This window comes from Micromonospora sp. NBRC 107095, from assembly GCF_030269705.1.
Taxonomy (GTDB): domain Bacteria; phylum Actinomycetota; class Actinomycetes; order Mycobacteriales; family Micromonosporaceae; genus Micromonospora; species Micromonospora parva.
Window position 1 is genome coordinate 435,251 of the sequence record NZ_BSTU01000005.1, and the last position, 25,911, is coordinate 461,161.

29 protein-coding genes are annotated in these 25,911 nt (G+C 71.3%); 14 read left to right on the top strand and 15 right to left on the bottom strand.

The genetic code is table 11. From position 1 onward, the window contains the following. Nucleotides 1-17: 17 nt before the first annotated feature. The 6 genes from QSK15_RS24810 to QSK15_RS24835 form a co-directional block, all read right to left on the bottom strand. Nucleotides 18-1,385 carry a cellulase family glycosylhydrolase gene (locus tag QSK15_RS24810; protein WP_285796548.1) on the bottom strand — a complete coding sequence of 456 codons (1,368 nt, stop codon included), beginning with the start codon at nt 1,383-1,385 and terminating at the stop codon, nt 18-20. Nucleotides 1,386-1,483: 98 nt separating this feature from the next. After that, nucleotides 1,484-1,966: an SRPBCC family protein gene (locus QSK15_RS24815; RefSeq protein WP_285796549.1), complete on the bottom strand. Its 483-nt coding sequence runs from the start codon at nt 1,964-1,966 to the stop codon at nt 1,484-1,486. Next, nucleotides 1,963-2,307: an ArsR/SmtB family transcription factor gene (locus QSK15_RS24820; RefSeq protein WP_285796550.1), complete on the bottom strand. Its 345-nt coding sequence runs from the start codon at nt 2,305-2,307 to the stop codon at nt 1,963-1,965. Before QSK15_RS24820 ends, QSK15_RS24815 begins: the two co-directional genes overlap by 4 nt. Before the next feature lie 59 nt (nt 2,308-2,366). Then, entirely contained in the window at nt 2,367-2,933 is a 567-nt protein-coding gene (locus tag QSK15_RS24825) for a TetR/AcrR family transcriptional regulator (protein WP_285796551.1), read from the bottom strand. A gap of 4 nt (nt 2,934-2,937) precedes the next feature. Then, a complete protein-coding gene (locus QSK15_RS24830; RefSeq protein WP_285796552.1) occupies nt 2,938-3,498 on the bottom strand; it encodes a carboxymuconolactone decarboxylase family protein in 561 nt (186 codons plus the stop codon). A 31-nt stretch (nt 3,499-3,529) separates the two neighbouring features. Then, nucleotides 3,530-3,889, bottom strand: a complete 360-nt coding sequence (locus QSK15_RS24835; RefSeq protein ID WP_285796553.1) for a hypothetical protein — start codon at nt 3,887-3,889, stop codon at nt 3,530-3,532. Nucleotides 3,890-4,040: 151 nt separating this feature from the next. On the opposite strand from QSK15_RS24835, the gene QSK15_RS24840 reads away from it, so the two are divergent. Then, the gene (locus tag QSK15_RS24840; protein WP_285796554.1) at nt 4,041-4,451 is read left to right on the top strand and encodes a VOC family protein; all 411 of its coding nucleotides are present in this window, start codon (nt 4,041-4,043) and stop codon (nt 4,449-4,451) included. Nucleotides 4,452-4,561: 110 nt separating this feature from the next. Continuing rightward, nucleotides 4,562-5,539 carry an aldo/keto reductase gene (locus tag QSK15_RS24845; protein ID WP_285796555.1) on the top strand — a complete coding sequence of 326 codons (978 nt, stop codon included), beginning with the start codon at nt 4,562-4,564 and terminating at the stop codon, nt 5,537-5,539. On the opposite strand, the gene QSK15_RS24850 is transcribed toward QSK15_RS24845, so the two are convergent. From QSK15_RS24850 to QSK15_RS24860, 3 genes are read right to left on the bottom strand one after another with little or no spacing between them, the layout of a single operon-like run. Continuing rightward, nucleotides 5,533-6,297: a YqjF family protein gene (locus QSK15_RS24850; protein WP_285796556.1), complete on the bottom strand. Its 765-nt coding sequence runs from the start codon at nt 6,295-6,297 to the stop codon at nt 5,533-5,535. The genes QSK15_RS24845 and QSK15_RS24850 overlap by 7 nt on opposite strands. Nucleotides 6,298-6,332: 35 nt before the next feature. Next, nucleotides 6,333-7,490, bottom strand: coding sequence for a winged helix DNA-binding domain-containing protein (locus QSK15_RS24855; RefSeq protein ID WP_285796557.1), 1,158 nt, complete (start codon nt 7,488-7,490; stop codon nt 6,333-6,335). Further along, entirely contained in the window at nt 7,487-8,620 is a 1,134-nt protein-coding gene (locus tag QSK15_RS24860; RefSeq protein WP_285796558.1) for an epoxide hydrolase family protein, read from the bottom strand. The genes QSK15_RS24855 and QSK15_RS24860 overlap by 4 nt, the downstream gene beginning before the upstream one ends. Nucleotides 8,621-8,683: 63 nt before the next feature. Here QSK15_RS24860 and QSK15_RS24865 point away from each other — a divergent pair, with 63 nt between their 5' ends. The 4 genes from QSK15_RS24865 (at nt 8,684) to QSK15_RS24880 (ending at nt 12,251) form a co-directional block, all read left to right on the top strand. Beyond that, complete coding sequence (locus QSK15_RS24865) at nt 8,684-9,652, top strand: helix-turn-helix transcriptional regulator (RefSeq protein WP_285796559.1); 969 nt, start codon at nt 8,684-8,686, stop codon at nt 9,650-9,652. Nucleotides 9,653-9,746: 94 nt separating this feature from the next. Continuing rightward, nucleotides 9,747-10,670, top strand: coding sequence for an RNA polymerase sigma factor (locus QSK15_RS24870; protein ID WP_285796560.1), 924 nt, complete (start codon nt 9,747-9,749; stop codon nt 10,668-10,670). Between the two features lie 113 nt (nt 10,671-10,783). Then, on the top strand, nt 10,784-11,668 hold the full coding sequence (locus QSK15_RS24875; RefSeq protein ID WP_285796561.1) for an alpha/beta fold hydrolase: 885 nt from the start codon (nt 10,784-10,786) through the stop codon (nt 11,666-11,668). Nucleotides 11,669-11,789: 121 nt separating this feature from the next. Next, entirely contained in the window at nt 11,790-12,251 is a 462-nt protein-coding gene (locus QSK15_RS24880; RefSeq protein WP_081883976.1) for a DUF5709 domain-containing protein, read from the top strand. Between the two features lie 54 nt (nt 12,252-12,305). Here QSK15_RS24880 and QSK15_RS24885 read toward each other — a convergent pair whose 3' ends face one another. The 5 genes from QSK15_RS24885 to QSK15_RS24905 all read right to left on the bottom strand — a co-directional run bounded on the left by QSK15_RS24885 (nt 12,306) and on the right by QSK15_RS24905 (nt 17,676). After that, nucleotides 12,306-13,886 (bottom strand): DHA2 family efflux MFS transporter permease subunit, encoded by a 1,581-nt coding sequence (locus QSK15_RS24885; protein ID WP_285796562.1) that lies wholly within the window; start codon nt 13,884-13,886, stop codon nt 12,306-12,308. A gap of 313 nt (nt 13,887-14,199) precedes the next feature. Continuing rightward, nucleotides 14,200-14,709 carry a pyridoxamine 5'-phosphate oxidase family protein gene (locus QSK15_RS24890; protein ID WP_285796563.1) on the bottom strand — a complete coding sequence of 170 codons (510 nt, stop codon included), beginning with the start codon at nt 14,707-14,709 and terminating at the stop codon, nt 14,200-14,202. Between the two features lie 75 nt (nt 14,710-14,784). After that, the gene (locus QSK15_RS24895; protein WP_285796564.1) at nt 14,785-15,360 is read right to left on the bottom strand and encodes a DinB family protein; all 576 of its coding nucleotides are present in this window, start codon (nt 15,358-15,360) and stop codon (nt 14,785-14,787) included. A gap of 72 nt (nt 15,361-15,432) precedes the next feature. Then, entirely contained in the window at nt 15,433-16,236 is an 804-nt protein-coding gene (locus QSK15_RS24900) for an IclR family transcriptional regulator domain-containing protein (protein WP_285796565.1), read from the bottom strand. 3 nt (nt 16,237-16,239) lie between these two features. Then, nucleotides 16,240-17,676 (bottom strand): amidohydrolase family protein, encoded by a 1,437-nt coding sequence (locus tag QSK15_RS24905; protein ID WP_285796566.1) that lies wholly within the window; start codon nt 17,674-17,676, stop codon nt 16,240-16,242. Nucleotides 17,677-17,873: 197 nt separating this feature from the next. On the opposite strand from QSK15_RS24905, the gene QSK15_RS24910 reads away from it, so the two are divergent. From QSK15_RS24910 to QSK15_RS24940, 7 genes are all read left to right on the top strand, one after another. Next, nucleotides 17,874-19,010: a CaiB/BaiF CoA transferase family protein gene (locus QSK15_RS24910; protein ID WP_285796567.1), complete on the top strand. Its 1,137-nt coding sequence runs from the start codon at nt 17,874-17,876 to the stop codon at nt 19,008-19,010. After that, the gene (locus tag QSK15_RS24915) at nt 18,995-19,765 is read left to right on the top strand and encodes a citryl-CoA lyase (protein WP_285796568.1); all 771 of its coding nucleotides are present in this window, start codon (nt 18,995-18,997) and stop codon (nt 19,763-19,765) included. The genes QSK15_RS24910 and QSK15_RS24915 overlap by 16 nt, the downstream gene beginning before the upstream one ends. A 28-nt stretch (nt 19,766-19,793) precedes the next feature. After that, the gene (locus tag QSK15_RS24920) at nt 19,794-20,660 is read left to right on the top strand and encodes a DODA-type extradiol aromatic ring-opening family dioxygenase (RefSeq protein ID WP_285796569.1); all 867 of its coding nucleotides are present in this window, start codon (nt 19,794-19,796) and stop codon (nt 20,658-20,660) included. Then, nucleotides 20,657-21,019 (top strand): hypothetical protein, encoded by a 363-nt coding sequence (locus tag QSK15_RS24925; RefSeq protein ID WP_030338325.1) that lies wholly within the window; start codon nt 20,657-20,659, stop codon nt 21,017-21,019. Before QSK15_RS24920 ends, QSK15_RS24925 begins: the two co-directional genes overlap by 4 nt. Next, nucleotides 21,016-21,981: a quinone oxidoreductase family protein gene (locus QSK15_RS24930; RefSeq protein ID WP_285796570.1), complete on the top strand. Its 966-nt coding sequence runs from the start codon at nt 21,016-21,018 to the stop codon at nt 21,979-21,981. The genes QSK15_RS24925 and QSK15_RS24930 overlap by 4 nt, the downstream gene beginning before the upstream one ends. 84 nt (nt 21,982-22,065) lie before the next feature. Further along, nucleotides 22,066-23,490, top strand: coding sequence for an aldehyde dehydrogenase family protein (locus QSK15_RS24935; protein WP_285796571.1), 1,425 nt, complete (start codon nt 22,066-22,068; stop codon nt 23,488-23,490). A gap of 240 nt (nt 23,491-23,730) precedes the next feature. Further along, nucleotides 23,731-24,564: a helix-turn-helix transcriptional regulator gene (locus tag QSK15_RS24940; protein WP_285796572.1), complete on the top strand. Its 834-nt coding sequence runs from the start codon at nt 23,731-23,733 to the stop codon at nt 24,562-24,564. Nucleotides 24,565-24,572: 8 nt separating this feature from the next. Here QSK15_RS24940 and QSK15_RS24945 read toward each other — a convergent pair whose 3' ends face one another. After that, complete coding sequence (locus tag QSK15_RS24945; protein WP_285796573.1) at nt 24,573-25,376, bottom strand: helix-turn-helix transcriptional regulator; 804 nt, start codon at nt 25,374-25,376, stop codon at nt 24,573-24,575. Nucleotides 25,377-25,426: 50 nt separating this feature from the next. Here QSK15_RS24945 and QSK15_RS24950 point away from each other — a divergent pair, with 50 nt between their 5' ends. Then, a complete protein-coding gene (locus QSK15_RS24950; RefSeq protein ID WP_285796574.1) occupies nt 25,427-25,849 on the top strand; it encodes a DUF2000 domain-containing protein in 423 nt (140 codons plus the stop codon). Nucleotides 25,850-25,911: the final 62 nt, after the last annotated feature.

The window sequence follows — 25,911 nt, forward strand, 5'->3', positions numbered from 1 at the left end:
CCACGCGGCGGCCGGGGTCACCTCATGTTCGCCACCACGAACGGCGCGTGGCCGTGCAGGTAGTTGGTCCACCCGCCGGTCACCGGCGCGCCCGGGCTGAGCAGGTTGGTGGTGTCGGTGCCGACGTCGAGCTTCCAGGCCGTCCAGGAGATGCCGTTCGCCCTCATCCAGTCGATCCAGGACTGCGCCTCGGGCAGGCAGGCCCGGCCGTCGAGGCCGCCGTCGGCGTTGCTGGCGCCCCACTCCGTGACGAACAGCGCCAGACCCGCGCGGATCGCGGCGTCCCCCTTGGCCCGCAGCGACGCCCCGTGCGTGCAGGAGTAGAAGTGCAGCGTGTACATCAGGTTGGTGCCGGTGACCGGGCTGGCCGCCGCGACGTCGACGTCCTGTGACCAGGTCGGGGTGCCGAGCACGATGATGTTGTCCGGGTCGGCGACGCGGATCGCGGACACCACCGCCTGGTGGTACGGCTTGATGACGTTGGTCCAGCTGACCTGAAGCGGCTCGTTGTAGGGCTCCCAGATGACGTTGGGCAGGTTGCCGTACCGGCGGGCCAGGTCACCGAAGAACGCCACCGCCTGGGACTGGTTGTTCTGCGCCTCGTGCGCGTGCCAGTCGACGATGACGTACACCCCGGCGGTGACCGCGTTGTTGATGATGGTCTCCACCTGTGCGCGCGCCTTGGCCGGGTCGCTGAGGTACGCCCCCGCCGGCTCCACACCCATCGCCGCGCGGATCACCTGGAGGTTCCAGTTGTCACGCATCCAGCGCAGCGCGGAGAGGTTCTCGGCGTACGGGGCGGTCTCCCAGTTCAGCCACATGCTGCTGATGCCGCGCAGCTGCACCCGGGCGCCGGACTTGTCGCACATCGTGGTGCCGCAGACCCGCAGCTGCCCGTGCCGCTCGACGGGCGTGCCGGAGGTGGGCGGCGGGGTGGTCGGAGGCGGCGTGGTCGGAGGTGGCGTGGTCGGGGGCGGCGTGGTCGGGGGCGGGCCGCCGGCACAGCCGGCGCCGTTCACCGTGCAGTTGACCGGGGTGCCGGTGCCGTTGACGAGGAAGCCGAACGAGGTCGAGGCACCAGCGGCGAGGTTGCCGTTCCAGGACACGTTGGCGAAGGTGTGGTGACTGCCCGAGGTGGTCTGCTGCGCGTTCCACGACTGGGTGATGGTCGAGGAGGACGGCAGGTCGAACTCGACCCGCCAACTGCTGATCGGCGCGGAGGTGTCGTTGGTGACGGTGACCTGCCCCTGGTAGCCGTTGCCCCAGTTGTTCGTCACGGAGAACACGGCGGTCGCCGCGCTGGCCGGCGTGGCGGCGACCACTGCCGCCCCACCGGCCAGCAGGCCGGCGACGGCCAGGGTCGTGACAAGTCTCAGTGTGCGCATGCGGAACCCGCTTCGGATCGACGATGGTGGCCTGAGGCGGGGCGGCGCCTCCGCAGACAATATCGATCAACGCCGATGCAGGCAAGCGGAGCCGCTGCTCAGAGGGTCCTGGCGAGCTCGACGAGCTGGTCCAGCGCCGCACCCCAGCCCTCGTGAAAGCCCATCTCCTCGTGCGACTTCTTCGCCGACGCGTCGGCGTGGATGGCGGTGGCGGTGTACTTCGTGCCGTCGCCGTCCGGCTCGATCTGGATCACCGCGGTGAACGGGAAGCCGTCGGCGGTGACGACCGGGCGGAACCCGGCGCCCATGGCGGAGGTGAAGACCAACGTCGAGCCCTCGTCGGCCACCAGGATGCAGCCGCTGCTCGGAAATTCCTGGCCCTCGGGCGAGCGCATGGTGGTGTCGAACCGGCCGCCGGGCCGCAGGTCGATCTCGCAGGCGACGGTCGACCAGGGTTTCGGGCTGAACCACCGCATCAGCAGCTCGGGCGTGGTCCAGGCTCGCCAGACCAGCTCGGGGGCCACGTCGACGCGGCGTTCCAGGACGAGATCGAGGTCGGGGTTCACCGGGTAGGCGGTCATCGCTGTTGCTCCTTCAGGTCGTAGAGAACCGAGTCGAGTTGGTCGAGGCGTCGGGTCCACCGGGCGCGTTGCGCGGCGAGCCAGGTGTCGAGGCGTTCGAGCGACTGAGGCGCGAGCCGGTAGGTGCGCACCCGCCCCCGCTTCTCCGACGTCACCAGGCCGGAGCGCTCGAGGACGTGCAGGTGCTGGGTGAACGACGGCAGCGCCATGTCGAACGGGCGGGCCAGCTCGCTGGTCGTGGCCGGGCCCTGGGCCAGGCGCTCCACGACCTGGCGGCGGGTGGGGTCGGACAGCGCGTGGAGCACGCTGTCGAGCGCGTCGCCCCCCACATGCTTAGCCATACGCCTAACTATTCCATCGGGCTGACACTGAGGTCAACCCCTAAGTGTCAGCCCGATGGTCAGCGGCGTAGCGCGTTGACGACCAGGTCGGCGTAGCGGCGCCACACCGCCGGGTCACGCTCGTCGAGCACGATGAGCTGCCGAACCGCCCCGCAGAGAAGCACCCGGATGTCCAACTCGCCGGCGTCCTGGCGGATCTTGCCGGACGGCCGGGCCGCCGCCACCAGCTGCCCGATCAGGCTCAGGATGCGCGCGGCGGGCACCAGTCGGCCCTCGAAGAACGCGTCGGCGAGGACCCGGTCGCGCGCCAGGCGTCCGAACAGGTCGGGCACGTAGGAACACCACTCCCGGTACGCGTCGGCGCCGTCGAGCGCCGCGCGGGTGCGCTGCTCCAGCTCCTGAAACTGCCGCTGGACGACAGCGACGATCAGGTCCTCCTTGCTGGGGTAGCTGCGGTACACCGTCGCGCGACCCACCCCGGCCCGCTCCGCCACCTGCGGCACCGTCACCTGGAGACCCTGCTCGATGAAGAGTTCCCGGGCGGCGGCGATGACCCGCTCCTGGTTGCGACGGGCGTCCAGCCGCCGACGGGGTGCATCCGGGTCACTTGGCGTCGGTGGGGTCATGGAGTCAGTCTGCCCGTTCGGTCCCGCCGGTCAGCAGCGGCTCGTCGCCGTACACGGTGGTGAGTTCGACGTCGAGCACCGTGGCCACCCGTCCGAACGACCAGTAGTAGCCGATCACCTGGAGCACCTCGACGATCTCGCGCTCGCTGAGGTTGCCCCGGACCTCGTCGAAGAGGTCGTCGGGAACGCGCGGTGAGCGCACCACCTCGGCGGCGAACCGGATGAGCGTCCGGTCGTCCGCCGCAAGGCCCGGGTTGTCGAGGTCCCGGCTGCTGATGATCTCGCGGGTGCGCTGGTCGACGCCGACGGCCTCGGACATCGGGCGGTGCTGGGCCGCCACGAACTCGCACCCGGCGTACTCGGCGACCGTCAGGATGACCAGCTCCCGCGAGCGGGCGGGCAGTTCCAGCGAGGTGAACTGCGCCTTCGCGAGCTGGATGAAGAGGGCCACCGTGCCGACCGAGTGGGTCAGCATCTTGACCATCGGGTCGGGCGGCAGGGCGGACAGGACGTCGCGGACGTCAGCCGGAATGGCGTTCGGATCGGGGTCGGCAAGGCGGGGCATGGCTCTCTCCGGTGCTGATTGTCGGGGTGGGTCAGGCGGGCAGGTCGAAGCCGGTCTCGCTGAGGTGGCGGAACCGGCCGTCCTCGGCGTACGAGCCGAAGATGGCGATCTCCCGCCTGGCGGTCGACCCGTCGGTCAGAGTGATCTCGTAGACGTGCCGCTCGGCGTAGCGGAGACCGTCGCGCAGCTCGTCGAGAACCCGCACGGTGCCGCCGACGATCTGACCGCGTACCCGGGTCACCATCTCGACGAATCCGGCCCGGTCGACGGTCTCGCCGTCACTGCGGTGGGTGTAGTCCGGGGCGTAGAACTCGTCGAGCGCCTCGGTCAGGTCGCGGGTGGGTTCGAAGACCACCGCGCGCAGGGCGTCGCTGATCCGTACCGGGGTCATCGGGGCTCCTCGTGGTGAGGTGAGGCACATCCGGACTCGCAGGTCCGCTTCGTGACCACCGTACCGGACTCGCGAGTCCGTTTCTGGTGAGAGTCGTCACCCAGCAGTTTCGGATAAGCGTCCGGCGGCGCGGACCCCTAGCGTGACGTGCATGTTCACCGCGATCACGCACTCACAGATCTACGTCCTCGACCAGGACGAGGCCCTCGACTTCTACGTCGGCAAGCTCGGCCTGGAGGTCAACGCCGACGTCGACATGGGCTTCATGCGCTGGCTGACCGTCAACGTCCCCGGCGAGCCGGATCGCCAGATCCTGTTGGAGAAGCCCGGCCCACCGGCACTGTCCGAGGAGACCGCCCAGCAGGTGCGCGCCCTGGTCACCAAGGGCGCGATGGGCGGCTCGCTGATCTTCTCCACCGACGACTGCCGCAAGACGTACGAGACGCTGCTGAGCCGGGGCGTCGAGTTCACCGAGGAACCCACCGAACGCTTCTACGGGATCGACTGCGCCCTGCGCGATCCGTTCGGCAACAGCATCCGCTTCACCCAGTTGACGTCCTGAGCGGCGAGGGGTCCCGGGGGCCGACGCGGGCACCCGAACATCGGGGCGGTCGACCCGGCCGCCCCGACGCGCGAGGTGCCCGCCGCCCGCGTCGGTCGTAGCCTGGGCGCATGCAAACCACCACGCTGGGCAGCACCGGCCCCGAGGTCGGCGTCATCGGCCTCGGCTGCATGGGCATGAGCCATGGCTACGACATCACCGGCCCGCGCGACGACGACACGTCGATCTCCGTCATCCGACAGGCGCTGGACCTGGGCGCGACACTGATCGACACGTCGGACGTGTACGGGCCGTACACCAATGAGGAGCTGGTCGGGCGGGCGCTTGCCGACGGCGAGCGGGAGCGGGCCGTGCTGGCCACGAAGGTCGGCCTCGTGGCCACCTCCCCCACCGGCGGCCCCGGCAACTCGCCGAGGATCGGCAACAACGGCCGACCGGAGCACATCCGCGCGGCGATCGACGAGAGCCTGCGCCGACTCGGCACCGACCACGTCGACCTCTACCAGTTGCACCGGGTCGACCCGCAGGTGCCCATCGAGGAGTCCTGGGGCGCGATGGCGGAGGTCGTGGCGGCCGGCAAGGCCCGGCAGATCGGGCTCTCCGAGGTGACGGTCGCCCAGATCGTGCGGGCCCAGGCGGTGCACCCGGTCGCGTCGGTGCAGTCCGAGCTGTCACTGTGGACCCGCGACCCGTTGACCGAGGTGCTGCCGTACTGCGCCCAGCAGGGCATCGCCTTCCTGCCGTTCTCCCCGCTCGGCCGCGGCTTCCTCGCCGGCCGGTTCACCTCGTTCGACGACCTGCCCGCCGACGACTTCCGGCGCGGCCTGCCACGCTTCCAGCAGGACGCGCTGCGCGCCAACCTCGCCATCGTCGCCCGGGTCCGGGAGATCGCCGACCGGGCGGGCGTCAGCCCCGCGCAGGTCGCCCTCGCCTGGGTGGTGGCCCAGGGCGATCAGGTCATCCCGATCCCCGGCACCAAGACCCCGAAGTACCTGTTGGACAACTGTGCGGCCGCTGACGTGCGGCTCAGCGCCGAGGACCTGGCCGACCTGGACGCTCTGCCCGCGCCCGAGGGTGGCCGCTACTGAGCCCGCGGCGGCCCGGCGGCACGGGGCCGGGCCGCCACCGGCGGGCCGAACCGGACCGCGACACCGGGCGAGTAGAGCACGCTGACCGGCGGCCCGACCGGTGCCGGCAACCCGGCGGCGGCAACCAGCTCGTCATCCAGGTGCAGCAGCTCGCACCGGTGCAGCGGCCAGCTCGGATGCCAGTTCGGCAGGTGCAGCGTGCGCCCGTACGCCCGGGTGTGCAGCCCCCAACGGGCGGTGAGGAAATGGTCGAGCGGGGTCGGCTCGACGATCCGCTCGCCGACCCGCACCACCATCCGGCTCGTCGCGCCCGCCGGCCCCGGCCAGCGCCGCCGGCACCGGTAGGTGCGGCGGTCACCGTCGCGGTCCAACCGCATCGACGACCAGAGGTACGGCAGGCGCAGCGTCGCCCGGGCCACCAGCACCGGCACCAGGCGGGACGCGTCGAGCGACCGGAACACCACCGCTCGTCGGCCGTCGTCGTCGACGGAGTAGAGCCGGACGTTGGTTTCTGAGAAGGTGCCGAAGTAGGGCACCCCCGGGCCACGGCCGAAGCCCAGCCCGACCATCCGGAAACCGATCAGGCCGACGTAGCTGACCCCGTGGAGCGTGTCCGGCCGGGTCCCGACGGGAAGCAACGGCGCGACGAGCGACGGATCGACCGCCCAGTGCAGAAACGTGAGGTCCTCCCAGCGCTGGCGCAGCACCGCCCAGGGGAACGCCTGCCGGGGCGCGTGGTCGACCGGTTCGGGGAGCACCCTCTCATCCTCGCCCAGCGGGCCGGCCGGCGTGCTCAGGCGTGCGGTCCGACACTGACGGTGCCCACGGTCAGCGACGCCCGGCCCTCCAGGATCTCGCCGACCCGGTCGACCTCCTGCGCCAGCGCCCGTTGCCGGGCGGCGTCGAGCGGGCGCAGCGGCTCGACGGTGACGCGGATCGACCGGCCGGAGCGGCGTTGGTGCCACACGCCGGCGACCACCCCGTCCACCAGCAGCACCGGATAGTTGCCGGCCTGGCCACCGGCGAGCGCCCGGGTGGCGGCGACACCGGGGAAGAGCCGCTCACGGGGGTGGCAGCCGACCGCGTACGCGTCGAAGTAGGGCAGCAGCCGTAATCCGGACGGCCGGTCGTCGGGGAAGGCGGTGTCGTCGGCGGCCACCCAGGCCGGGCTGCCCTCCACTGTCACCTCGGTCAGGTCGAGCGAGTCGAACAGCCATGTCCCCCACGCCGGTGGGACCGCCAGCCACCTGGCGAACTGCGCCGGGGTGGCCGGGCCGTACGCGTACAGGTAGCTGCGCACGAGTGCGGCCAGTGCGGCGCGACCGGGCATCGGCGCGAAGTCGGGCAGCCACCGGGTCGGGCTGGTGTACGTGGTGACCCGACCGCGGTTCGGGCCGAAGCAGATCACCCCGCTGCGGGTGGCGGCGGTCATCGCGGCGACCCACCGGGGCCATCTGTCCTGAAAGGCCTCCATGACCAGGTCGCCCGCCCACGCGCCGGTACGGGCGACGATCTCCTCGGTCAGCTCGGCGGTGGTCAGGTCGGCCTCGGCGACCGCGTCGGCGATGGCCGCGAGGACCTGCTCGGTCTGCCGGGGCGTCAGCAGGACCACGCTCCGTTCCCACGACGGGGCCGGCACCGAGGTCAGCGCGCCGACCCACATCGGCAGGTCCGCGGCGGCGAGCAGGTGCACGGTGCCGCGTGGTCCCCGGGTCTTGACGAGGGTGCGATCCGTCCACAGTGCCCGACGTACCAGGGAGCGGGTCGCGCCCGGCACCCGCAGGCCGACGGACAGCTCGGCGGCCGACGCGATCTGGGCGTGCGCGCCGCACATCGTCGACACCACGTCGGCGACCCGCCCGGCGTCCGGTGCCGCGCCCGCCGCCGGGGTGCGCAGCCCGTGCCGCTGAAGACGTCGGGCGGAGACCTGAGCCCAGGTCAGCTCGGTCATCGCAGCCCTCGGAAGAACGCGCGGATGTCCGCGGCGTGCGCCAGCGGCTCGTCCATCGCCACGAAGTGGCTGCCCGGGTTGCCCTGCGGCCAGTGCACAATGGTGTTGTCCCGTTCTGCGAGGCGGCGCATCAACGCGGACCCACCGCCGTACACACCGGACGGCACTCGCCGTTGGCCCGCCGGCCAGGCGAAAGCGCCATCATCGGCAACGGTCAGCCGCTCGTACATCGGCCATGACGACGTCCCCGACGTGCCGGTGAACCAGTAGAGGCTGACGTTGGTGAGCAGGTGATCCCGGTCGATGGCCTGCTCCGGCGTGGGCACCGTCATGGTGAACTCCTTGAACTTCTGCATCATCCAGGCCAGCAGCCCGACCGGCGAGTCGTTCCAGGCGTACGAGAAGGTCTGCGGTGCCGCCCGCAACAGCGCGTGATGGTCCACGCCACCGCTCATCCACCGCTGCATCTGCTCCCACTCGGCGCGTTCTGCCACGCTCATGTCCGGCACGTCCGCGGCGGTCGGGAAGCCGAACCCGCCGTCGATGTGCACACCGACCACCCGCTCCGGCGCCACCGCCGCCACCCGCGGCGCGACGTACGCGCCCAGGTCGCCGCCCTGAGTGCCGTAGCGGTGGTAGCCGAGCCGGGCCATCAGTTCGGCCCACATCCGGGCGAGCCGGTCGATCGTGAAACCGGCCGGTGGCGCCTGCGAGAAACCGTAGCCGGGCACCGACGGGACCACCACGTGAAACGCCTCGGTGGGATCACCGCCGTGGGCGCGCGGGTCGGTCAGTGGACCGATCAGCTCGATGAACTCGACGACGGAGTTCGGCCAACCGTGCGTGAGCAGCAACGGCAGCGCGTCCAGCTCCGGCGAGCGGACGTGCAGCAGGTGCACGTCCAAGCCGTCGACCTGGGTGACGAGTTGGGGAAAGTCGTTCAGACGCGCCTCGTGCGCCCGCCAGTCGTAGTCATTCGCCCAGTACCCGGTCAGCTCACGCAGGTAGTCCACCGGCACCCCGCGGCTCCAGCCGGCGCCGGGCAACGAGCGGGGCCACCGGGTACGGGAGAGCCGGTCACGCAGGTCGTCGAGGTCCGACTGGCGGATGTCGATGCGAAAGGGTGTCATGCCGGAAACGCTACGGCCCATATAGGACAGCTTCTGGCACACTTCGCTGGCATTCTGGGAATCATGTCCGACACCCCTGCCCGACTGCTGAGCCTGCTGTCGCTGTTACAGACGCCCCGCGAGTGGCCCGGCAGTGAGTTGGCCACCCGGCTCGGGGTCAGCCTGCGCACCATCCGCCGCGACGTGGAGCGGCTGCGCGATCTCGGCTACCCGGTGCAGGCGACGATGGGCGCGATCGGCGGATACCGTCTGGTCGCCGGCAGGGCGATGCCCCCGCTGCTGCTCGACGACGACGAGGCGGTGGCGATCGCGGTCGGTCTGCGCACCGCCGCCGGTCACGCGGTGGCCGGCATCGAGGAGGCCTCGGTGCGGGCGCTGGCGAAGCTCGAACAGGTGCTGCCGTCGAGGCTGCGGCACCGGGTCAGCGCGCTGGGGGCGGCGACCGAACCGATGCTCACCTGGGAGCAACCGACTGTCGACCCGGAGCGCCTGAGCGCGCTGGCCGCCGCCGTCAACAACCGGGAGCGGCTACGGTTCACCTACCGCCGCCGCGACGGCGTGGACGCCGAACGGCTCGTCGAGCCGTACAAGCTGGTGTCGGCGGGGCGGCGCTGGTATCTGGTGGGCTACGACAACGACCGCGACGACTGGCGGATCTTCCGGGTCGATCGGATCACCGACCTGCGGCCCACCCGGAACCGGGTCGCCGCCCGGCAACTGCCGGCGTCCGACGCCGCTACGTTCATGACGGAGAAGCTGCTTGAGCTGACCCCCGTCTACCGGGCGGTGGTGACGCTGCACGCGCCGGTCGAGCGGATGGCGGGCCCGCTCAGCGGCGCCGGCGTCGAGCTGGAGCCGATCGACGCGACCTCGTGCCGGCTGCGCAGCAACGCCGACACGCTGGAGTGGCTGGCGTGGCGCCTGCTCACCCTCGGTTGCGACCTGGAGGTGCACGAGCCGCCGGAGTTGATCGCGCACCTGCGGCAGATCGGCACCCGGGCCACCCGCGCCGCGAGCCCTCCCGCAGCGTAGGACGACCGTCCGCTCGGGGCATCGACGCGCCGGCCCGCCGTACGCTTGATGGAGCACAAGCCGGCAAGAACGGCTTTTCCGGGAGGAAATGGACGTGACGCAGAGCGACGCGGAGCTGGTGGTTCTCGCGCAGGCGGGAGACGCGGCGGCGCTTGGTGTGCTGCTGGCCCGGCACGAGGCCGGGATGCGGGCCGTCGCGCTGAGCGTCCTCGGTTACGGTCCGGACGCCGAAGACGCGGTGCAGGACACCATGGTCGTCGCCCTGCGTCGCATCGGCGAGGTTCGCGACCCGAACGCCGTCGGGTCCTGGTTGCGGGCCATCGTCCGCAACACCAGCCGCACGACGTTACGCAAGCCCCGAGCCCTCCCGGTCGCCGAACCGGAGTGGTTCACCGGCCCGGCCGACACCCCCACCCCGGAGGAGGCGCTGGACCGGGCCGCGATGCGCGACTGGGTGTGGCACTCCATCGGGCAACTGTCCGAGCCTGACCGCCTGGTCACCCTGCTGCGGTACTTCAGCGACGCGTCCTCGTACGAGCAGATCGCCGCCGTGTGTGGGGTGCCGGTCGGCACCGTCCGCAGCCGCCTCAACCACGCTCGCCGGGCGCTCGCCGGCGGTCTGCGCACGGCCGCGACCACGGCGCACGCCGACGTCGCCGCCGCGAACGACGCCCGGTGGCGCGAGGGCCACGACATGATCGCCACCGCGATGCGCGGCGACTTCGAGCGGGTGGTCCGCGAAAGTTGGTGGCCGAACGCCGAAATGATCGTGCCGGGCGGCCCGCGCGGCGGTCGTGACCTGGCGATCAACGGCATGAACCGCGACCTGTCCGCCGGGGTACGTCAGCGGCTGCGCAACGTGGCCGCCAGCGGCGACGTGCTGATCTGGGAGACCGACCTGATCAGCCCGCCCGACGACCCGGAGCACTGCCCACCCGCGGCGCTGTGGTTGCAGGTGCTGCGCGAGGGGCGGGTACGTCAACTGACCCTCTTCCACCCGGTCCCCGCGCTGGCCTGAAAAACCCCTCCCGGCCGAGCGAACTTTTCCCCCGACCCGAGCATCTGGTCCGCGTCATGCACCAGTCGCCGTGCCGGCGGACGCCGCACGGGTCTCGGATCGGGAGATAGTTCATGGGTTCCACCAGCCACGACGTCAGCGCCCTCGCACCCGGTGCCCACACCTTCACCGTCGACGGCGTTCGGCAGGTCTACCACGTCGCCGGCACCGGCCCGGTCTGCGTGGCGCACTCCGGCGGGCCCGGCATCGAGTGGGCGTACCTGCGCACGCCCAGCCTTGAGACGCACTTCACCATGGTCTACGTCGAGCCGGTGGGCACCGGCGCGTCCGGGCAGCTGGACAACCCGGACGATTACCGCCTGGACACCTATGTCCGGTTCCTGCACGCCGTCGTCGAGCACCTCGGCGAACCCCGGGTGTACCTGCTCGGGCACTCGCACGGCGGTTTCGTCGCCCAGCGGTACGCGCTCACCCACCCCGACCGGATCGCCGGCCTCGCCCTGTACGACACCTCACCCGTCACCGGCGCCGAGTTCTGGGGCGAGGCCATGGCGGGCCTCGCCGCCTACCCGCAGCGGCACCCGGACCGACCGGAGGCGGCGGCGGTCCCGGCCGCCTTCGCGCAGATCGGCGGCGCGACGGACGACGAGTCGTTGGGGGCCGCGCTGCGCGCCGCCCTGCCGGTGTACTTCGCGGACTTCTGGGGCCGCCAGGACGAGTTCGCCCCGTTTCAGGCGGCCGTCCGGATCTGGTCGACGCCGGCCGGCGCACAGGACCCCACGCCCTTCGACGTACGGGACAACCTGGGTGAGATCACCGTGCCCGTCGTGGTGATCGTCGGGGCGTACGACTTCATCTGCGGCCCGCGCTGGGCCGAGCAGTTGCACGCCGGGCTTCCGGACTCGCGGCTGGTGACCCTGCAGCGAAGCGGACACTTCGCGCACATCGAGCAGCCGGCCGAGTTCACCGACGCCGTGGCGGAGCTGCTGAAGCGCTGACTCGCCCCGGTGCGGCGCGCCCCGAGGTCCGTTCGTCACAGCGGGCAGACCTCGGGGCGCGGGCGCGTTGCACGGTCATAGGCTGAGCACTTTGCCGCACCGTGACACAGAGGAGACCGCCGTGAGCCAGACCGAACGGATGGATTCCGTCGACGAGTGGAACGTAGCCGAGGACGACGGGGTGTTGGACGCCTCCGACACCCTCGACGACGACCTGGTCGGCGACCCCCTCGACACCGGCATCGTCGCCGAGGACCACTGGACGGCGGCCAACCGGTTCGGCACCACGCCCGCCGAGGAGCGGGCGGGCGAGTCACTGGAGCAGCACCTCGCCCAGGAGGTGCCGGATGTCGACCCGTACGCCGAGGGTGGCGACGACGAGGACGAGCTGACCCGCCGGGGGTACGAGGCGGAGGCGCGCGCCGGCCGCCTCGTCGCGTACGACGACGGCGTCCGCGAGGACGACGAGGCCGAGGCGGTGGCATGGGACGCCGGCATCGACGCGGGTGCCGCCAGCGCTGAGGAAGCGGCGATCCACGTGGTCGAGGACCCGGACGGGCCCGGCGACGGTCCGTTGCGCTGACGGCGTACCCGCCGCGCCCGGCACCTCACCGGGTGCCGGGCGCGGCGGGGTCGGTCAGTGGATGACGACGGGCGTCTTGACCTGCTCGCCCTGCGGGTCGTCGAGCTGCGCCGGCTGCCGTCGGCGCGGCAGCAGGGCGGCCGGGATGAAGGTGAGCACGACCAGCGCGAACGCGACCCAGAACGTGGTGGCGAACGACTTGGCGGCGAAGTCGAGCCCGCGCTCGATGAGCGACGGGTCAACCGGCATCTGCTGAAGCAGCTCCGGCCGCTGCTGGGAGGCGATGGCCAGCCCCGCCTCGGTGACCGGCTTGCCGCTCTCGTCCACCAGGCCGGGGATCGGCCGGGAGCCGTTCAGCTCGTTGGTGAGGATCACCGACATGACGGCGGCACCGACCGACCCGCCGATCTGCTGGAGGATGTTGACGAGCGTCGAGCCGCGCGCCACCTCCTGCGCCTGCAACGTCCGCAGCGCCGACGTCATGATCGGCATCATCGTGCCGCCCATGCCCAGACCCATCACGAACAGCGACGCGCCGAGCAGCCAGTACGAGGTCTGCGGGTCGACCTGGGTGAAGCCGAAGAACCCGATGACGATGAGCCCCAACGCGAACGGGACCGTACGCCCGATCGGCACCCGGTCGGCGAGCGTGCCGGCGATCGGCATGGTGATCATCGCGCCGATGCCCTGCGGGGCCATCAGCAGGCCGGCGGCCAGCGTCGACTCACCGCGCACCTGCAGGAAGTAACTCGGGAACAGCAGCCCGGCGCCCATGAACGCGATGATGAACACGAACATCGTCACCGATGCGATGGTCAGGCTGCGGTTGCGGAACAGCCGCAGGTCGAGCAGCGGGTGCCGGGGCCTGAACGAGTAGAGCACGAACGCCACCACCAGCGCCCCGCCGACCAGCATCGGGGCCCACACCTTGGCCTCGGCGAAGGTGCCCACCTCCGGCAGGGACGAGACGCCGTAGAGGAAGAGGGCCAGACCCGGGGAGAGCATGAGCATGCCGACGAAGTCGAACGACTCGGACGGCTCGGGCGCGTCCTTCGGCAGCGCGAACTGCGCGTAGATCAGGGCGATCAGGCCGATCGGCAGGTTGATCAGGAAGATCCAGTGCCAGCTCGCGGTGTCGATCAGCCAGCCACCGAGGATCGGGCCGCCGATCGGGCCCAGCAGCATCGGGATGCCGAGGACGGCCATCAACCGGCCGATCCGGTGCGGCCCGGCCGCCCGGGTCATGATGGTCATGCCCAGCGGCATGAGCATGCCGCCGCCGAGGCCCTGCAGGACCCGGTAGCCGATCAGCTCGCCGATCGTGTCGGCCATGGCGCAGAGCCCCGACCCGATCGTGAACAGAGCCAACGCCACCATGTAGAGCCGTTTGGTGCCGAACCGGTCCGCCGCCCATCCGCTGAGCGGGATCACGGTGGCGAGCGCGAGGGTGTAGGCGGTCATGGTCCAGGCGACGCGGGCGTAGGACGCGTCGAACTCGCTCTGGAATGTGGGCAGCGCCACACTGACCACCGTCACGTCGAGGATCGACATGATCGCGCCAAGGACGACGACGCCCGCCACCTTGAGCACCGCACCGTCGAGTTTGTCCGATGTCGCGATGGATTGCTGTGTCACTAACTCTCCTGAAATCGATTGAGCCGGCCGATGGTGGGCGGTGGCGGCGATGCCGCGCCGACCTGGCGCGGGGCGCGACGTGCCAGGACGACGACGCGCGCAGGAAGACTAACTGCCGGTTGTGACGATTCGCCCCCGGTTTTCGTGACCACCGGGCCGCGTATCCGAACGGCCGTCCATCTTCAGCCACTCGTCGGGGTGGCGATCAGCTCATCCTCGGACAATGCCCAGATGGCCGTGTCGGCGCAGGCCGCGATGCCTCATCGCCGCCACCATCCGGCTTGCATGATCTGGTTGGCAGGAAGAGCCAACTTCAGCGACGCCAGAACTGACGGGGTGCGAACCCTTCACGTCGCAGCCAGTGTTCGGTATAGACAATCCGCTCCGCCTCAACGACCACCAGGGTGTCCTCGGGCGGCTCGGACAGCGATCGCCCTCGCTCGGCGTGCTCGTTCTCCCATCGGAACGCTTCCCAATAGTGCGCACGGTCCGGATGCCCCGGTTCAAGCGCCCTGGCAGCTCCGAACAGCTGGGCCCCGCGGCTGCTGGCCAGCCCGACCAGCGGTGCGAAGATCCCGACGGACACCCGCGGATCGACAGCGATGTTGCGCATCTTCGGCGAACGCGGCGAAGCCGTGAACAGCACCGTGAAGCCGAGCGGGTAGTACCGCACCGGGGTGGCCAGCGGCCCGTCCGGACCCGTGCTCGCGAGCACGCACATGTTCTGCGACGACAGCAGGTTGAGAATGCGCTCTTCAAGTCGTTCACGATCGAGCCGCTTCGCCGGGGTGGGCTCGGCCAGCCAGGGATTCGTCAACGGCATGCGGGGGCCTCGATCATGGCGAGCACCCTACCCATACGGTCTGCCCGACGGCCACCAAGATCGACAGGACACGCCCTAGCTGCCGCGTTTGCCGGCGTCGAGGGCAGCCTGCTCCACTCGCTGACGGTGTTCCCGCCACCATGACTCGTCGGCCGGGGGCAGGTTGTCGTTGGGGGACAGCAGCCCGACCGCGCCGTCGATGAGTTCGCGCACGATGTCGGCGTGGCCTGCGTGCCGTTGCGTTTCCGCGACGACGTGGACCAGGACGTGGTGCAACGTGACCGCCGCATCGCCCCACCACGGAACGCGGCCGACCTCGTCCAGCGCAAGGGTTTCGATGGTGGTGTCGGCGTGGGCGATCGCGCGACGGTACAGTGCGACGATTTCCTCGCGGGTCTCGTCCGCGCTCGCCCACATGTCGGCGTTGGGCTCCGCCCCGTCGCCGACGTACGGCAGTTCCTCCTGGAACGGCCGGCCGAACACGACGCCGAAGTAGAGGACCTCCATGGCCGCCGCGTGCTTCACCAGACCCAGCAGGTTGGTCGCGGTCCGGGTCAACGGACGCCGAACATCGTATTCGCTGAGCCCGTCGAGCTTCCACAGCAGCGTGTCGCGGCCGCCCTTCAGGTAACTGTGCAGGTCTGCCTTCATCGCGGCACTATGGCATCCGATCTGGTGTCGGCGCCGCCCCGGACAATGAACGAAGCTCGTGACCGGCAGAACCTAGGCGGTGACCACCGGCACGGCGGCGGTGAGCGCCCAGTCGTGCCCGATGTCGGCGGCGGCGCGCAGCAGCCTCGGCAGGTGCTCCTCGCGCAGGGTCTCCACCGAGGTCTCGGCGGCGTGCACCGTCACGTTGATGGCGGCGACGACCCGCCCGTCGCCGTCGCGGACGCCGGTGGCGACGGACCGGATCCCCGGGGCCAGGTCCTGGTCGGCGAGCGCCCAGCCCTTCGCCCGGACCTCGCGCAGCACGGCGTCGAGCTCGCCCCGGGTGGGCTGCCAGCGCGGGGTGATGCCGGAGCGGCTGGGCTCGGCGAGGACGGCGGCCAGCGTGTCCGGCGGTAGCGCGGCGAGCAGCACCTTGCCCATCGACGTCGCGGGCGCCGGGAAGCGGGTGCCGATAGTGACGCCCAGTGTCACGATCTTGGGGACGGCCACCCGGGCGACGTAGACGATGTCGCTGCCGTCGAGCTGGGCCATCGAGGTCGACTCGTTGGTCTGCGCGACCAGCTTCTCCATGTGCGGGCGGGCCACGTCCCACATGTTCAGCGCGTTGACATACGCCATCCCCAGTTCGAGGACGCGCGGGGTGAGGGTGTGGCCGCGGCCCGCCGCGCGGACGTAGCCCAGCGATTCGAGCGTGATGAGGATGCGCCGGACGGTGGGGCGGGCCAGGCCGGTGGCGGCGGCGATCTCGCTGAGCGTCATCGACGGGCTGGCGGGACGGAAGGAGCGCAGGACGTCGAGGCCACGCGCGAGGGCCTCGATGAAGTCGGGCCCGGCGCCCCTTCCGTTGTCACTCATGTCCTAATGCTTCCATTGCGCCGACCCGGCGTCCCACTCGGTGTACTGGTACGGGTTCTCCAGGATCGCGGTCTCGGGGATGTCCGGGTTCATGCCCCGCTGCCACGCCTGCTCCCCCATCGTCTCGCGCAGGTGGTCGATGGTCGCCGCCACCCGGGCCCGCGCGGCGGCGAGGTCGACGCCGACGAGGCGGCCGTCGCGCTTCACGACCCGCCCACCGACCAGCACGGTGTGCACGTCGGCACGCTGGGCCTGGAAGACGACGTGACCGTGCGGGTTCAGGATCGGGAACATCACCGGCGAGGCGTCGTTCTTGATCAGGACGACGTCGGCCTGCCGTCCCGGGGTGAGGGCGCCGATCGTGGAGTCCATGCCGAGGGCGCGGGCGCCGCCCCGGGTAGCCCACTCGACGACCTGCTCGGCGCGCAGGTGGCAGTGGGTGATGGTCTCCTGCTTGGCGTGCGCCTCCAGGTGCTCGCGGGAGCGATCCGCGCCGAGGGTGGTCCGCATCGCGGAGAAAAGGTCGCCGCTCCACCAGACGCTGGTGTCCATCGACAGTGACACCGGGATGTCGTGGTGGCGCAGTTGCCAGGTGGGTGGGTAGCCCTGGCCGGCGCTCTGTTCACTCTCCGTCGAGACGGAGACCGAGCCGCCGGTCGCGGCGATCCGGTTGTACGAGTCGTGGGTGAGCGTCGCCGCGTGCACGTAGACGGTCGACGGGGTCATGAACCCGTTCTCGTGCATCAGTCGGATGCCGTCGTCGTTGGTGGCGCCCCACACGCCGGCGTGGGTGGTCACCGCGGCACCCAGTTCCCGGGCCACCTCGAACGCGGCGCGTTCCGGGAAGGCGGGGTCGCCGGTGACGTCGAACGCCATCTGGAAGCCGGCCAGCCTGCCGCCGTCGATGCGGCGGCGGTGGAAGTCGCGGAACTCCGGAGAGGTGGCCCACTCCCAGGGCCCCTGCTGGATGTTGCCGTAGGCGAGCACGAACCGCCCGTCGACCGCCTCCAGGGCGTCCACGGCGGCGTCGGCGTGCTCGGGTGTCTGCAACCCGTGCGACCAGTCGACAGTGGTGGTGACGCCCGCGTCGATCGCCTCGATCGCCCCGAGCAGGTTGCCGGCGTGAATGTCCTCGGGCCGGAACAGCTTGCCGGACTCGAGGTAGTACCAGACGAAGTACTGGGTCAGGGTCCAGTCGGCGCCGTACCCGCGCATCGCGGTCTGCCACAGGTGCCGGTGGGTGTCGACCATGCCGGGCATGAGGATGCCGCCGCTGGCGTCGATCTCCAGGGCGTCGTCGGGCGCGGTGAGGCCGACGCCGACCTCCGCGATCCGGTCGCCGACGACCAGCACGTCGGCGCCGGGCAGCACCGTGTGCGCGTCGTCCATGGTGAGAACCAGGCCGTTACGGAAGACCACCGGCCGGTCGGTTGCGCTCATCGCCACCCATTCCTTTCCGGGGTACGAGGGGATTCGGACCGATGTCCGCTGTGCGGCCAGCCCGAGTGGCGCAAGTGTGGTCCCGGTCACGATTGGTGTCAAGGGCATGTTTCCGCGCGGTGAACGCGCCGTTGACAGCGATCCTGCGGTGTCGCAAGCTGTCTCGGCGGACAGGTGTCCGCAGAACGGGCGGAAACATGGTGCAGCATTCGACGGGTCCACTGGCCGGCCTGCTCGTCGCGGACTTCTCCCGGATCCTCGCCGGGCCGTACGCGACGATGCTCCTGGCCGACCTCGGCGCACAGGTGATCAAAGTGGAGAGCCCCGGTGGCGACGACACCCGCACCTGGATGCCCCCCACCCGCGACGGTGTCTCGACGTACTACCTCGGCATCAACCGCAACAAGCGGTCGATCGCCCTGGACCTCAAGAAGCCCGACGACCTGGCCGCCGCGCAGGAGCTGGCCCGCCGCGCCGACGTGCTGATCGAGAACTTCCGGCCCGGTGGCCTCGCCCGGTTCGGCCTCGACTACGACACGGTCACCGCGACCAACGAGAAGGTCGTGTACGCGAGCATCAGCGGCTTCGGCACCGGTGCCGGTCGGGACTTCCCCGGCTACGACCTGATGGTGCAGGCCATCTCGGGCCTGATGAGCCTCACCGGCGACCCGGACGGCTCGCCGTACCGGGCCGGGATCTCCGTCTTCGACGTGATGGCCGGGCTGCACGCGAACATCGGAATCCTCGCCGCGCTGCACCATCGCGGGGAGACCGGACGAGGCCAGCACATCGAGGTCAACCTGCTCAGCTCGGCGCTGTCCGGGTTGGTCAACCACTCCAGCGGCTACGTCGCCGGCGGCACCGTCCCGTTCCGGATGGGCAACGCCCACCCCAGCCTCTTCCCGTACGAGCCACTGCCCACCGCCGACGGGGAGCTGATCGTCATCGCCGGAAACGACGGGCAGTTCCGCAAGCTCTGCCAGGTGCTCGACCTGCCCGACCTGCCGGACGACCCGCGGTTCGGGCGCAACCAGGACCGCACCGCCAACCGCGAGCAGTTGCGGCCACTGCTGGTGCAACGACTCGCCAAGCGGACCAAGGACGAGTGGTTCCGGGACCTGCTGGCTGCCGGGGTCCCGTGCGCGCCGATCAACACCATCGACGGCGGTGTGGCGCTCGCCGAGGAGTTGGGGCTCGACCCGGTCGTCACCGTCGGCGACGTGCCCGGCGTGCGCAACCCCATCACCTTCTCCGACACCCCGGCCCGGTACGAGCTGCCGCCGCCCGGGCTCGACGAACACGGCGAGGAGATCCGCGCGTGGCTGAAGAACTGAGCTTTCCGACCGGGATCGGCACCTCCGACCCGACCACCATCTCCCTGCTCGGGCAGGACCTGGCCGCCGACCTGATGGGAACGGTGGGCTTTGGCGAGCTGGCGTACTGGCTGGTCGCCGGCCACCGCCCCTCCCCCGGCGAGGTACGGGTCTTCGAGGCGGTGCTGGTGGCACTCGCCGACCACGGCTTCACCCCGACGGCGATCGCGGCCCGGCTGACGTACCTGTCCGCGCCCGAGTCGTTGCAGGGCGCCCTCGCCGCCGGTCTGCTCGGCGGCGGCTCCCGCTTCCTCGGCGTCACCGAGGACTGTGGACGCTTCCTCGCCGACACGCTCGCCCAGGCCGGTGAGGTGACCGACTACGACGCCGTGGCGCTGGACGCGGTCGCCCGGGCCAGGCAGGAACGCCGGCTGGTCCCCGGGCTCGGGCACCCCGTGCACAAGGAGCAGGACCCGCGTACCCCCGTCCTGATCCGGATCGCCACCGAGGAGGGTCTGCACGGCCCGCACCTGCGGCTGTTCGAGGCGATCGGACGCGTACACCCGCAGGTGCTCGGCCGCACCCTGCCGCTCAACGGCGCCGGGGTCTGCGGCGCGGCCCTGGCCGACCTGGGGCTCCCCGTCGAGATGCTGCGCGGCTTCGCCCTGCTGGCCCGCGCGGCGGGGCTTCTCGGGCATCTCGCCGAGGAGCGACGACGACCGCTCGGCATGGACATCTATCGCACCGTCGACAGCAACGCCGTCTACGAACCCTGACCCCCTCTCGCACCCGAAAGGAGCGGGAATGGCCTCCATCGTCGCGGTCATCGCCTCCACCCACCACCCCTTCTACTACCGGGCCAGCACCGCCACCGGCGAGGATCGACCACCGTTCGCCGACGAGTGGACCCGCAAGATCCTGGCGTTCCGGGAGACGTTGACCCGGGCCCGACCCGACGTGCTGGTGATGATCGGCTCCGACCACTTCCACCAGCTCTGGCTGGACAACATGCCGCAGTTCCTGGTCGGCAAGGCGCCCCGCTACGACGCCAACTGGTACAACGAGGAGCGCGAGTTCGGGCTGCCCCGGATGCTGCTCACCGGCCAGGAGGACCTGTCCGCGCACATTTTGCGGGCCGGGCTCGACGCCGGGTTCGACCTCGCGTTCAGCAACGAGCTGCGCATCGACCACAGCATCACCTGCCCGATCATCACGCTGCGGCCCGAGGCCGACCTGCCAATCGTGCCGATCTACACGAACATCTTCGCGCCGCCGCTGCCGCAGCCGAAGCGCTTCGTCCAACTCGGCCAGAGCATCCGCGACATCGTCGAGTCGTGGCCGTCGCACCTGCGGGTGGCCGTCATCGGCACCGGTCACCTCTCGCTGGAGCTGGGCGGCCCCCGGCAGTTCGGCCCGCACGGCCCGGACCCGGAGTTCGATCAGCGGGCCGTCGAGTGGATCGCCAACGGCGACCTGGACGAGTGCCTGCGCGAGGTCACCCTGGACAGCCTGCACTCACCGGGCAACGCCACCCACGGCTTCATGGACTTCATGCTCATGATGGGCGTGGCCGGCGCCGGCGTGAAGGCCGACTACGTCGACACCCTCGATCTGTTCCACACCATGGAGGCGTACTTCACCTGGTACCCGAACGGAGCGCCGACGGCATGAGCAGATACCTGCTGAACAAGTTCCTCTTCACTGTCGACCGGGACCCGGAGCTGGTCGAGCGCTACCGCAGCGAGCCGCGCGAGCTGGTCGCCTGGTGGGAGGCCGAGTGCGCCAACACGGTGCTGAACTGCCACACCGGCGAGGCCAGCACCTGGCTGCGTTTCGACGACGTGGAGCGCGAGGCGCTGGCCACCCACGACCACGTGAAGCTCTTCGAGCTGGGCGCGCACCCGTTCCTCACCCTGACCCTCTTCATCGCCCTCTTCGAGCGGGACAACACCGAGCCGTTGGAGTACCAGAAGTCCTACGGCGCGCGGCTGGCCCACTTCTCGATGCCCTACCCGGACATCGCGACGTGATCCGCGCGGCAGTGCTCACCCGCTGCGGTGCCGCCCCGACGCTCGCCGAGCGGCCGACACCCGTGCCGGCCGACGGCGAGGTGGCGGTCACCGTCGAGGCGGTGCCGATCACCCCGCTGGACCTGCTCTGCGCCAGCGGCACCAGCTACTTCGGCCCGCCGACCACCCCGTACGTGCCGGGTGTGCAGGGGGTCGGTCGGCTGGCCGACGGCACCGCGGTCTGGTTCGGCACGTCGGCCGGGATGCGCCCTGGTGTGGACGGCAGCATGGCGACGACCGTCGTGGTCCCCACCGCCGACGTGGTGGCGCTGCCCGACGGCGTACCGCTGAGCCTGCTCGCGGCCCTGGGCCTCTCCGCGGTCGCCGCGCAGGCGGCGCTGACCGACGCCGGCGGCCTGTCGGTCGGCGACCAGGTCGTCGTGCTGGGGGCCGGGGGTGTGGTGGGCCAGGCCGCAGTCCAGCTCGCCGTGCTCGGCGGCGCCCGCCGCGTCATCGCGGTGGCCCGCTCGGCGGAGGCCCGGGCCCGGGCCGAGGAGTTCGGCGCTGCCGTCGCCCTCCCGCTGCTGCCCGACGACGACGTCGCGTCGATGGCCGACCGGCTGCGCCATGCCGCCGACGGGCCGGTCGACCTCGTCCTGGACCCGGTCTTCGGTGTCCCGGCCGCGGCGGCGCTGCGGGTGCTGCGCCCCGGTGGGCGACTGGTCAACCTGGGCAGCGCGGCGGGTGCCACCGCCCCCATCGAGTCCGCCGTGCTGCGCAGCGGGGCACTGCGGATCGTCGGTTACACCAACAACGGGTTGTCGACCGCCGCGCGGGCCGCCGCGCTGACCGTGGTGGCCGCTCACGCGGCGACCGGCCGGCTCACCGTCGACCATGAGATCGTGCCCTTCGACGCCGTGGCGGACGCCTGGGCCCGGCAGGACGCCGGCATCGCCGCCGGCCGGATCGTCCTCGCGCTCTGACCGGGCCGGGCCCCAGCCAGGGATCGCGAAACCCTGGATGAACCGCACCTGGTTGGGGTTCCGGCACGGTGCGACGGTCGGTCCATGACATCTTCCACCCACACCGTCGCCGGCCACTGGATCGGTGGCGAGACCGTCACCGGCTCCGCCGGCACCCTTCCCGTCGTGAACCCGGCCACCGGCGAGGTCGTCGCCGAGACCCCGGCCGGCACCGCCGCCGACGTCGAGCGCGCCGTCGTCGCCGCCCGGGCCGCCTTCCCGGCCTGGTCGGCGACCACCCCGCAGCACCGGGCGGACGTGCTGCGCCGCCTCGGTGCCGGCCTCGCCGCCCGTACCGAGGAGATCGCCCAGGCGATCACCGCCGAGATGGGCTCGCCGATCAGCATGTCCCGCACCGCCCAGGTCGCCTTCCCGGCCGCGGTGCTCGAGTCCATCGCCGGCCTGGCCGACGGCTTCGCCTGGACCGAGGAGGTCGGCAACTCACTGATCGTCCGCGAGCCGATCGGTGTGGTCGGCGCGATCACACCGTGGAACTTCCCACTCCAGCAGATCGTCTCCAAGCTGGCCCCGGCCCTGCTCGCCGGCAACACGATGGTCTTCAAGCCGTCCGAGAACGCCCCGCTGACCGCGCGCATCCTCGCCGAGGCCGCCGCCGAGGCCGGCGTACCGGCAGGCGTCTTCAACGTCGTCTACGGCACCGGCGCGACGGTCGGCGAGGCGATCTCCGCCCACCCGGACATCGACATGATCTCGTTCACCGGCTCCACCCGCGCCGGACAGCGCATCTCCGCGGTGGCCGCGGCGAGCGTCAAGCGGATCGCGCTGGAGCTGGGCGGCAAGGGGGCGAACATGATCCTGGACGACGCCGACCTGCCCGCCGCTGTCGAGCGGGGCCTGATGATGGCGTTCAGCAACGGCGGTCAGGTCTGCGGCGCGTGGCCCCGGATGCTGGTGCCCGCCTCCCGGCAGGACGAGGTCGTGGCGCTGGCCGTCGAGGCCGCAAAGCAGTACACCGTCGGCGACCCGGGCGACGAGGCCACCCGGATCGGCCCGATGGCGTCCGAGGCGCACCGACAGAAGGTGGTCGGGTACATCGAGCGGGGCATCGCCGACGGCGCCCGGCTGGTGTTCGGCGGCCCGCAGCGGCCCGAGGGGCTGACCGTGGGGGCCTACGTCCAGCCGACGATCTTCGCCGACGTCGACCCGGCCTCCGCGATCGCGCAGGAGGAGATCTTCGGCCCGGTGCTGACGATCATCCCGTACGCGGACGAGGAGGAGGCCGTGGCCATCGCCAACGGCACGGTGTACGGCCTGACCAGCGGCGTCTTCGGTGAGCCGGAGCACGCCCTCGCCGTCGCCCGGCGGCTGCGTGTGGGCCAGGTCGACGTGAACGCCGGCCACTGGAACCCGCTCGCCCCGTTCGGCGGCTACAAGCACTCCGGCAACGGCCGTGAGTTCGGCCGGATGGGCCTGGAGGAGTTCCTGGAGACCAAGTCCATCCAACGCTGACCGCCCAACCCCACCCTCCGCGTCCCACCCCGCCCCCCGCCCCCACCGATCTTGCACTTTCGGTTACCGATCCGAACCCTTTTGCACCCTTTGTCGCGACGGTAAGTGCAAGATCGCGGGTGCGGGCGCGGGCGCGGGCGCAGGGGCGGGGCGGGGCGCGGGGGTGGAACAGCGTGGCGGGTCTTTCCTGTTGCATTCGACGTGCCGACCAACCGCCGGCACCCACCGATCGGAGTCACCGTGGACCGCGCCCAACTCGCGAGCTTCCTGCGCACCCGCCGCGAGGCCCTCCAGCCCGAGGACGTCGGGCTGCCCCGGGGCCCGCGCCGACGCACCGGAGGGCTCCGCCGCGAGGAAGTCGCCGCGTTGAGCGGAATGTCCACCGACTACTACAGTCGGTTGGAGCAGCAGCGTGGTCCACACCCCTCCGAGCAGATGCTCGCCGCGCTCGCTCGTGGCCTGCGGCTCTCCCTCGCCGAACGGGATCACCTGTTCCAGCTCGCCGGGCACGCGGTTCCGCGTCGGGCGCTGCGGGCCGATCACGTGAACCCGGGCATGATGCGGATCCTCGACCGGATGCACGACACCCCGGCCCAGGTGGTGAACCACCTCGGCGAAACCCTGGCGCAGACCGCGCCGGCCGTCGCGCTGCTCGGTGACGAGACCCGGTACACCGGCCTGGCGCGCAGCGCCCACCACCGCTGGTTCACCGACCCGACGGCACGGCAGCTGCACCCGGCGGAGGACCACGAGACGCAGAGCCGCCTGCTCGTAGCGCACCTGCACGCGGCGTACACCCGCGACGGGCGCGGCTCGCGGGCCGCCGCGCTCGTCGACGACCTGCTGGCCAGGAGCGCCGAGTTCGCGCGGCTGTGGCGCGAACACCCGGTGCCGGCCGGCTACTGCCCACCCAAGCACTTCGTGCACCCGGAGGTCGGGGCGTTGGAGCTGCACTGCCAGACGCTGGTCGACCCGGACCAGTCACAGACGCTGCTGGTCTTCACCGCCGTGCCCGGGTCGCCCAGCGACGAGAAGCTGCGGCTGCTCTCCGTCATCGGCGGCCAGCTCGTCTGACCGCCCGATCAGCCCCGGGCGGGGTAACGGGCCGGGCTGACGCCCAGGTAGCGCCGGAAGTGGCGGGTCAGGTGCGCCTGGTCGTAGAACCCGGCCGCGACGGCGGTCTCGACGGGCCGCTGCCCGGCGAGGAGCAGGCGCCGCGCCAGCTCGACCCGACGACCGGTCAGGTACGAGTGCGGTGGCACGCCGTACATCTGGGTGAAGGTCCGGACCAGGTGGGTCGGGTGGGCGTGCAGCAGCTGCGCGGCCTCCCCCAGCGTGACGCCCTCGACGGTCCGGGCGTCCAGCAGCTCCCGTAGTCGGACCGCCAGGCCGCGTCCGGCCGGCTGGCCGTCGACCGGGGGGCGCTGGCGCAGCCGGCGGCGTAGCCGGTCCAGGATGAGCGCGAGGCGGCTCTCGGCCTCGAACTCGTCACCGGGCACGGCCAGTGCCTGGTGCAGGTGGTGGATCCGGTCGCGCAGCTGCGGATCGGCCAGGTCCGGCTCGTCCACGGCCCGACCGATCAGCGCGGCGTCGAGAGCGGAGGTGTCGAGGTAGAGGACGCGCTTGCGGAAGCCGTCCGGGGTGGCGGAGCTGCCGTCGTGCGGGACGTGCGGCGGCAGCAGGGTGACCGACGTGCGCAGCGCGCCGTGCCGGTGCCGGTCCAGGTCGAAGCGGACCGCGCCGTCGTCGACGATCAACAGGGTCCACACCTCGTGGATGTGGCGGGGGTAGGCGTGGCCCACGAAATGGGCGTGGAAGACCTCGGCGACCCCGGCTACCGCGGGTCGCCATGCGCTGACGTGCGAGCCAGCCAGGCGGGTGGCCACGCTAAGAACGTACAAGACCCGGCGGTCTCGGGGCGGGCAGGCTCGAGGCCATGACCGAACCGATCCGCTTTCCCACCAAGATCGCCGTGCTGCTCCGCAACGACCTGGCGAGCTGGCAACGGCTGAACGTCACCGCCTTCCTGGTCAGCGGCGTCGCGAGCACGCTGCCGGAGCTGATCGGCGAGGAGTACCGCGACGCTGACGACACCGGCTACCTGCCGATGTTCGGCCAGCCGGTGCTGGTCTTCGCCGGGGATCGGGCGACGTTGGTCGGCGCACACTCACGCGCCCTCGCCCGCGGCCTGCGGCTGGCCATCTTCACGTCCGAGCTGTTCGCCACCGGCAACGACCGGGACAACCGCGCCGCCGTCCGTGCGGTCGGACGGGAGAAGCTCGACCTGGTGGGCGTGGCGCTGCACGCGCCACGCAACGTGGTGGACAAGGTGCTCAAGGGCGCGTCGATGCACCCGTAACGGTATCCGGGGCGACGAAGACATTGATATCAGTGCGTATGACTGTAATGATTAACACACTT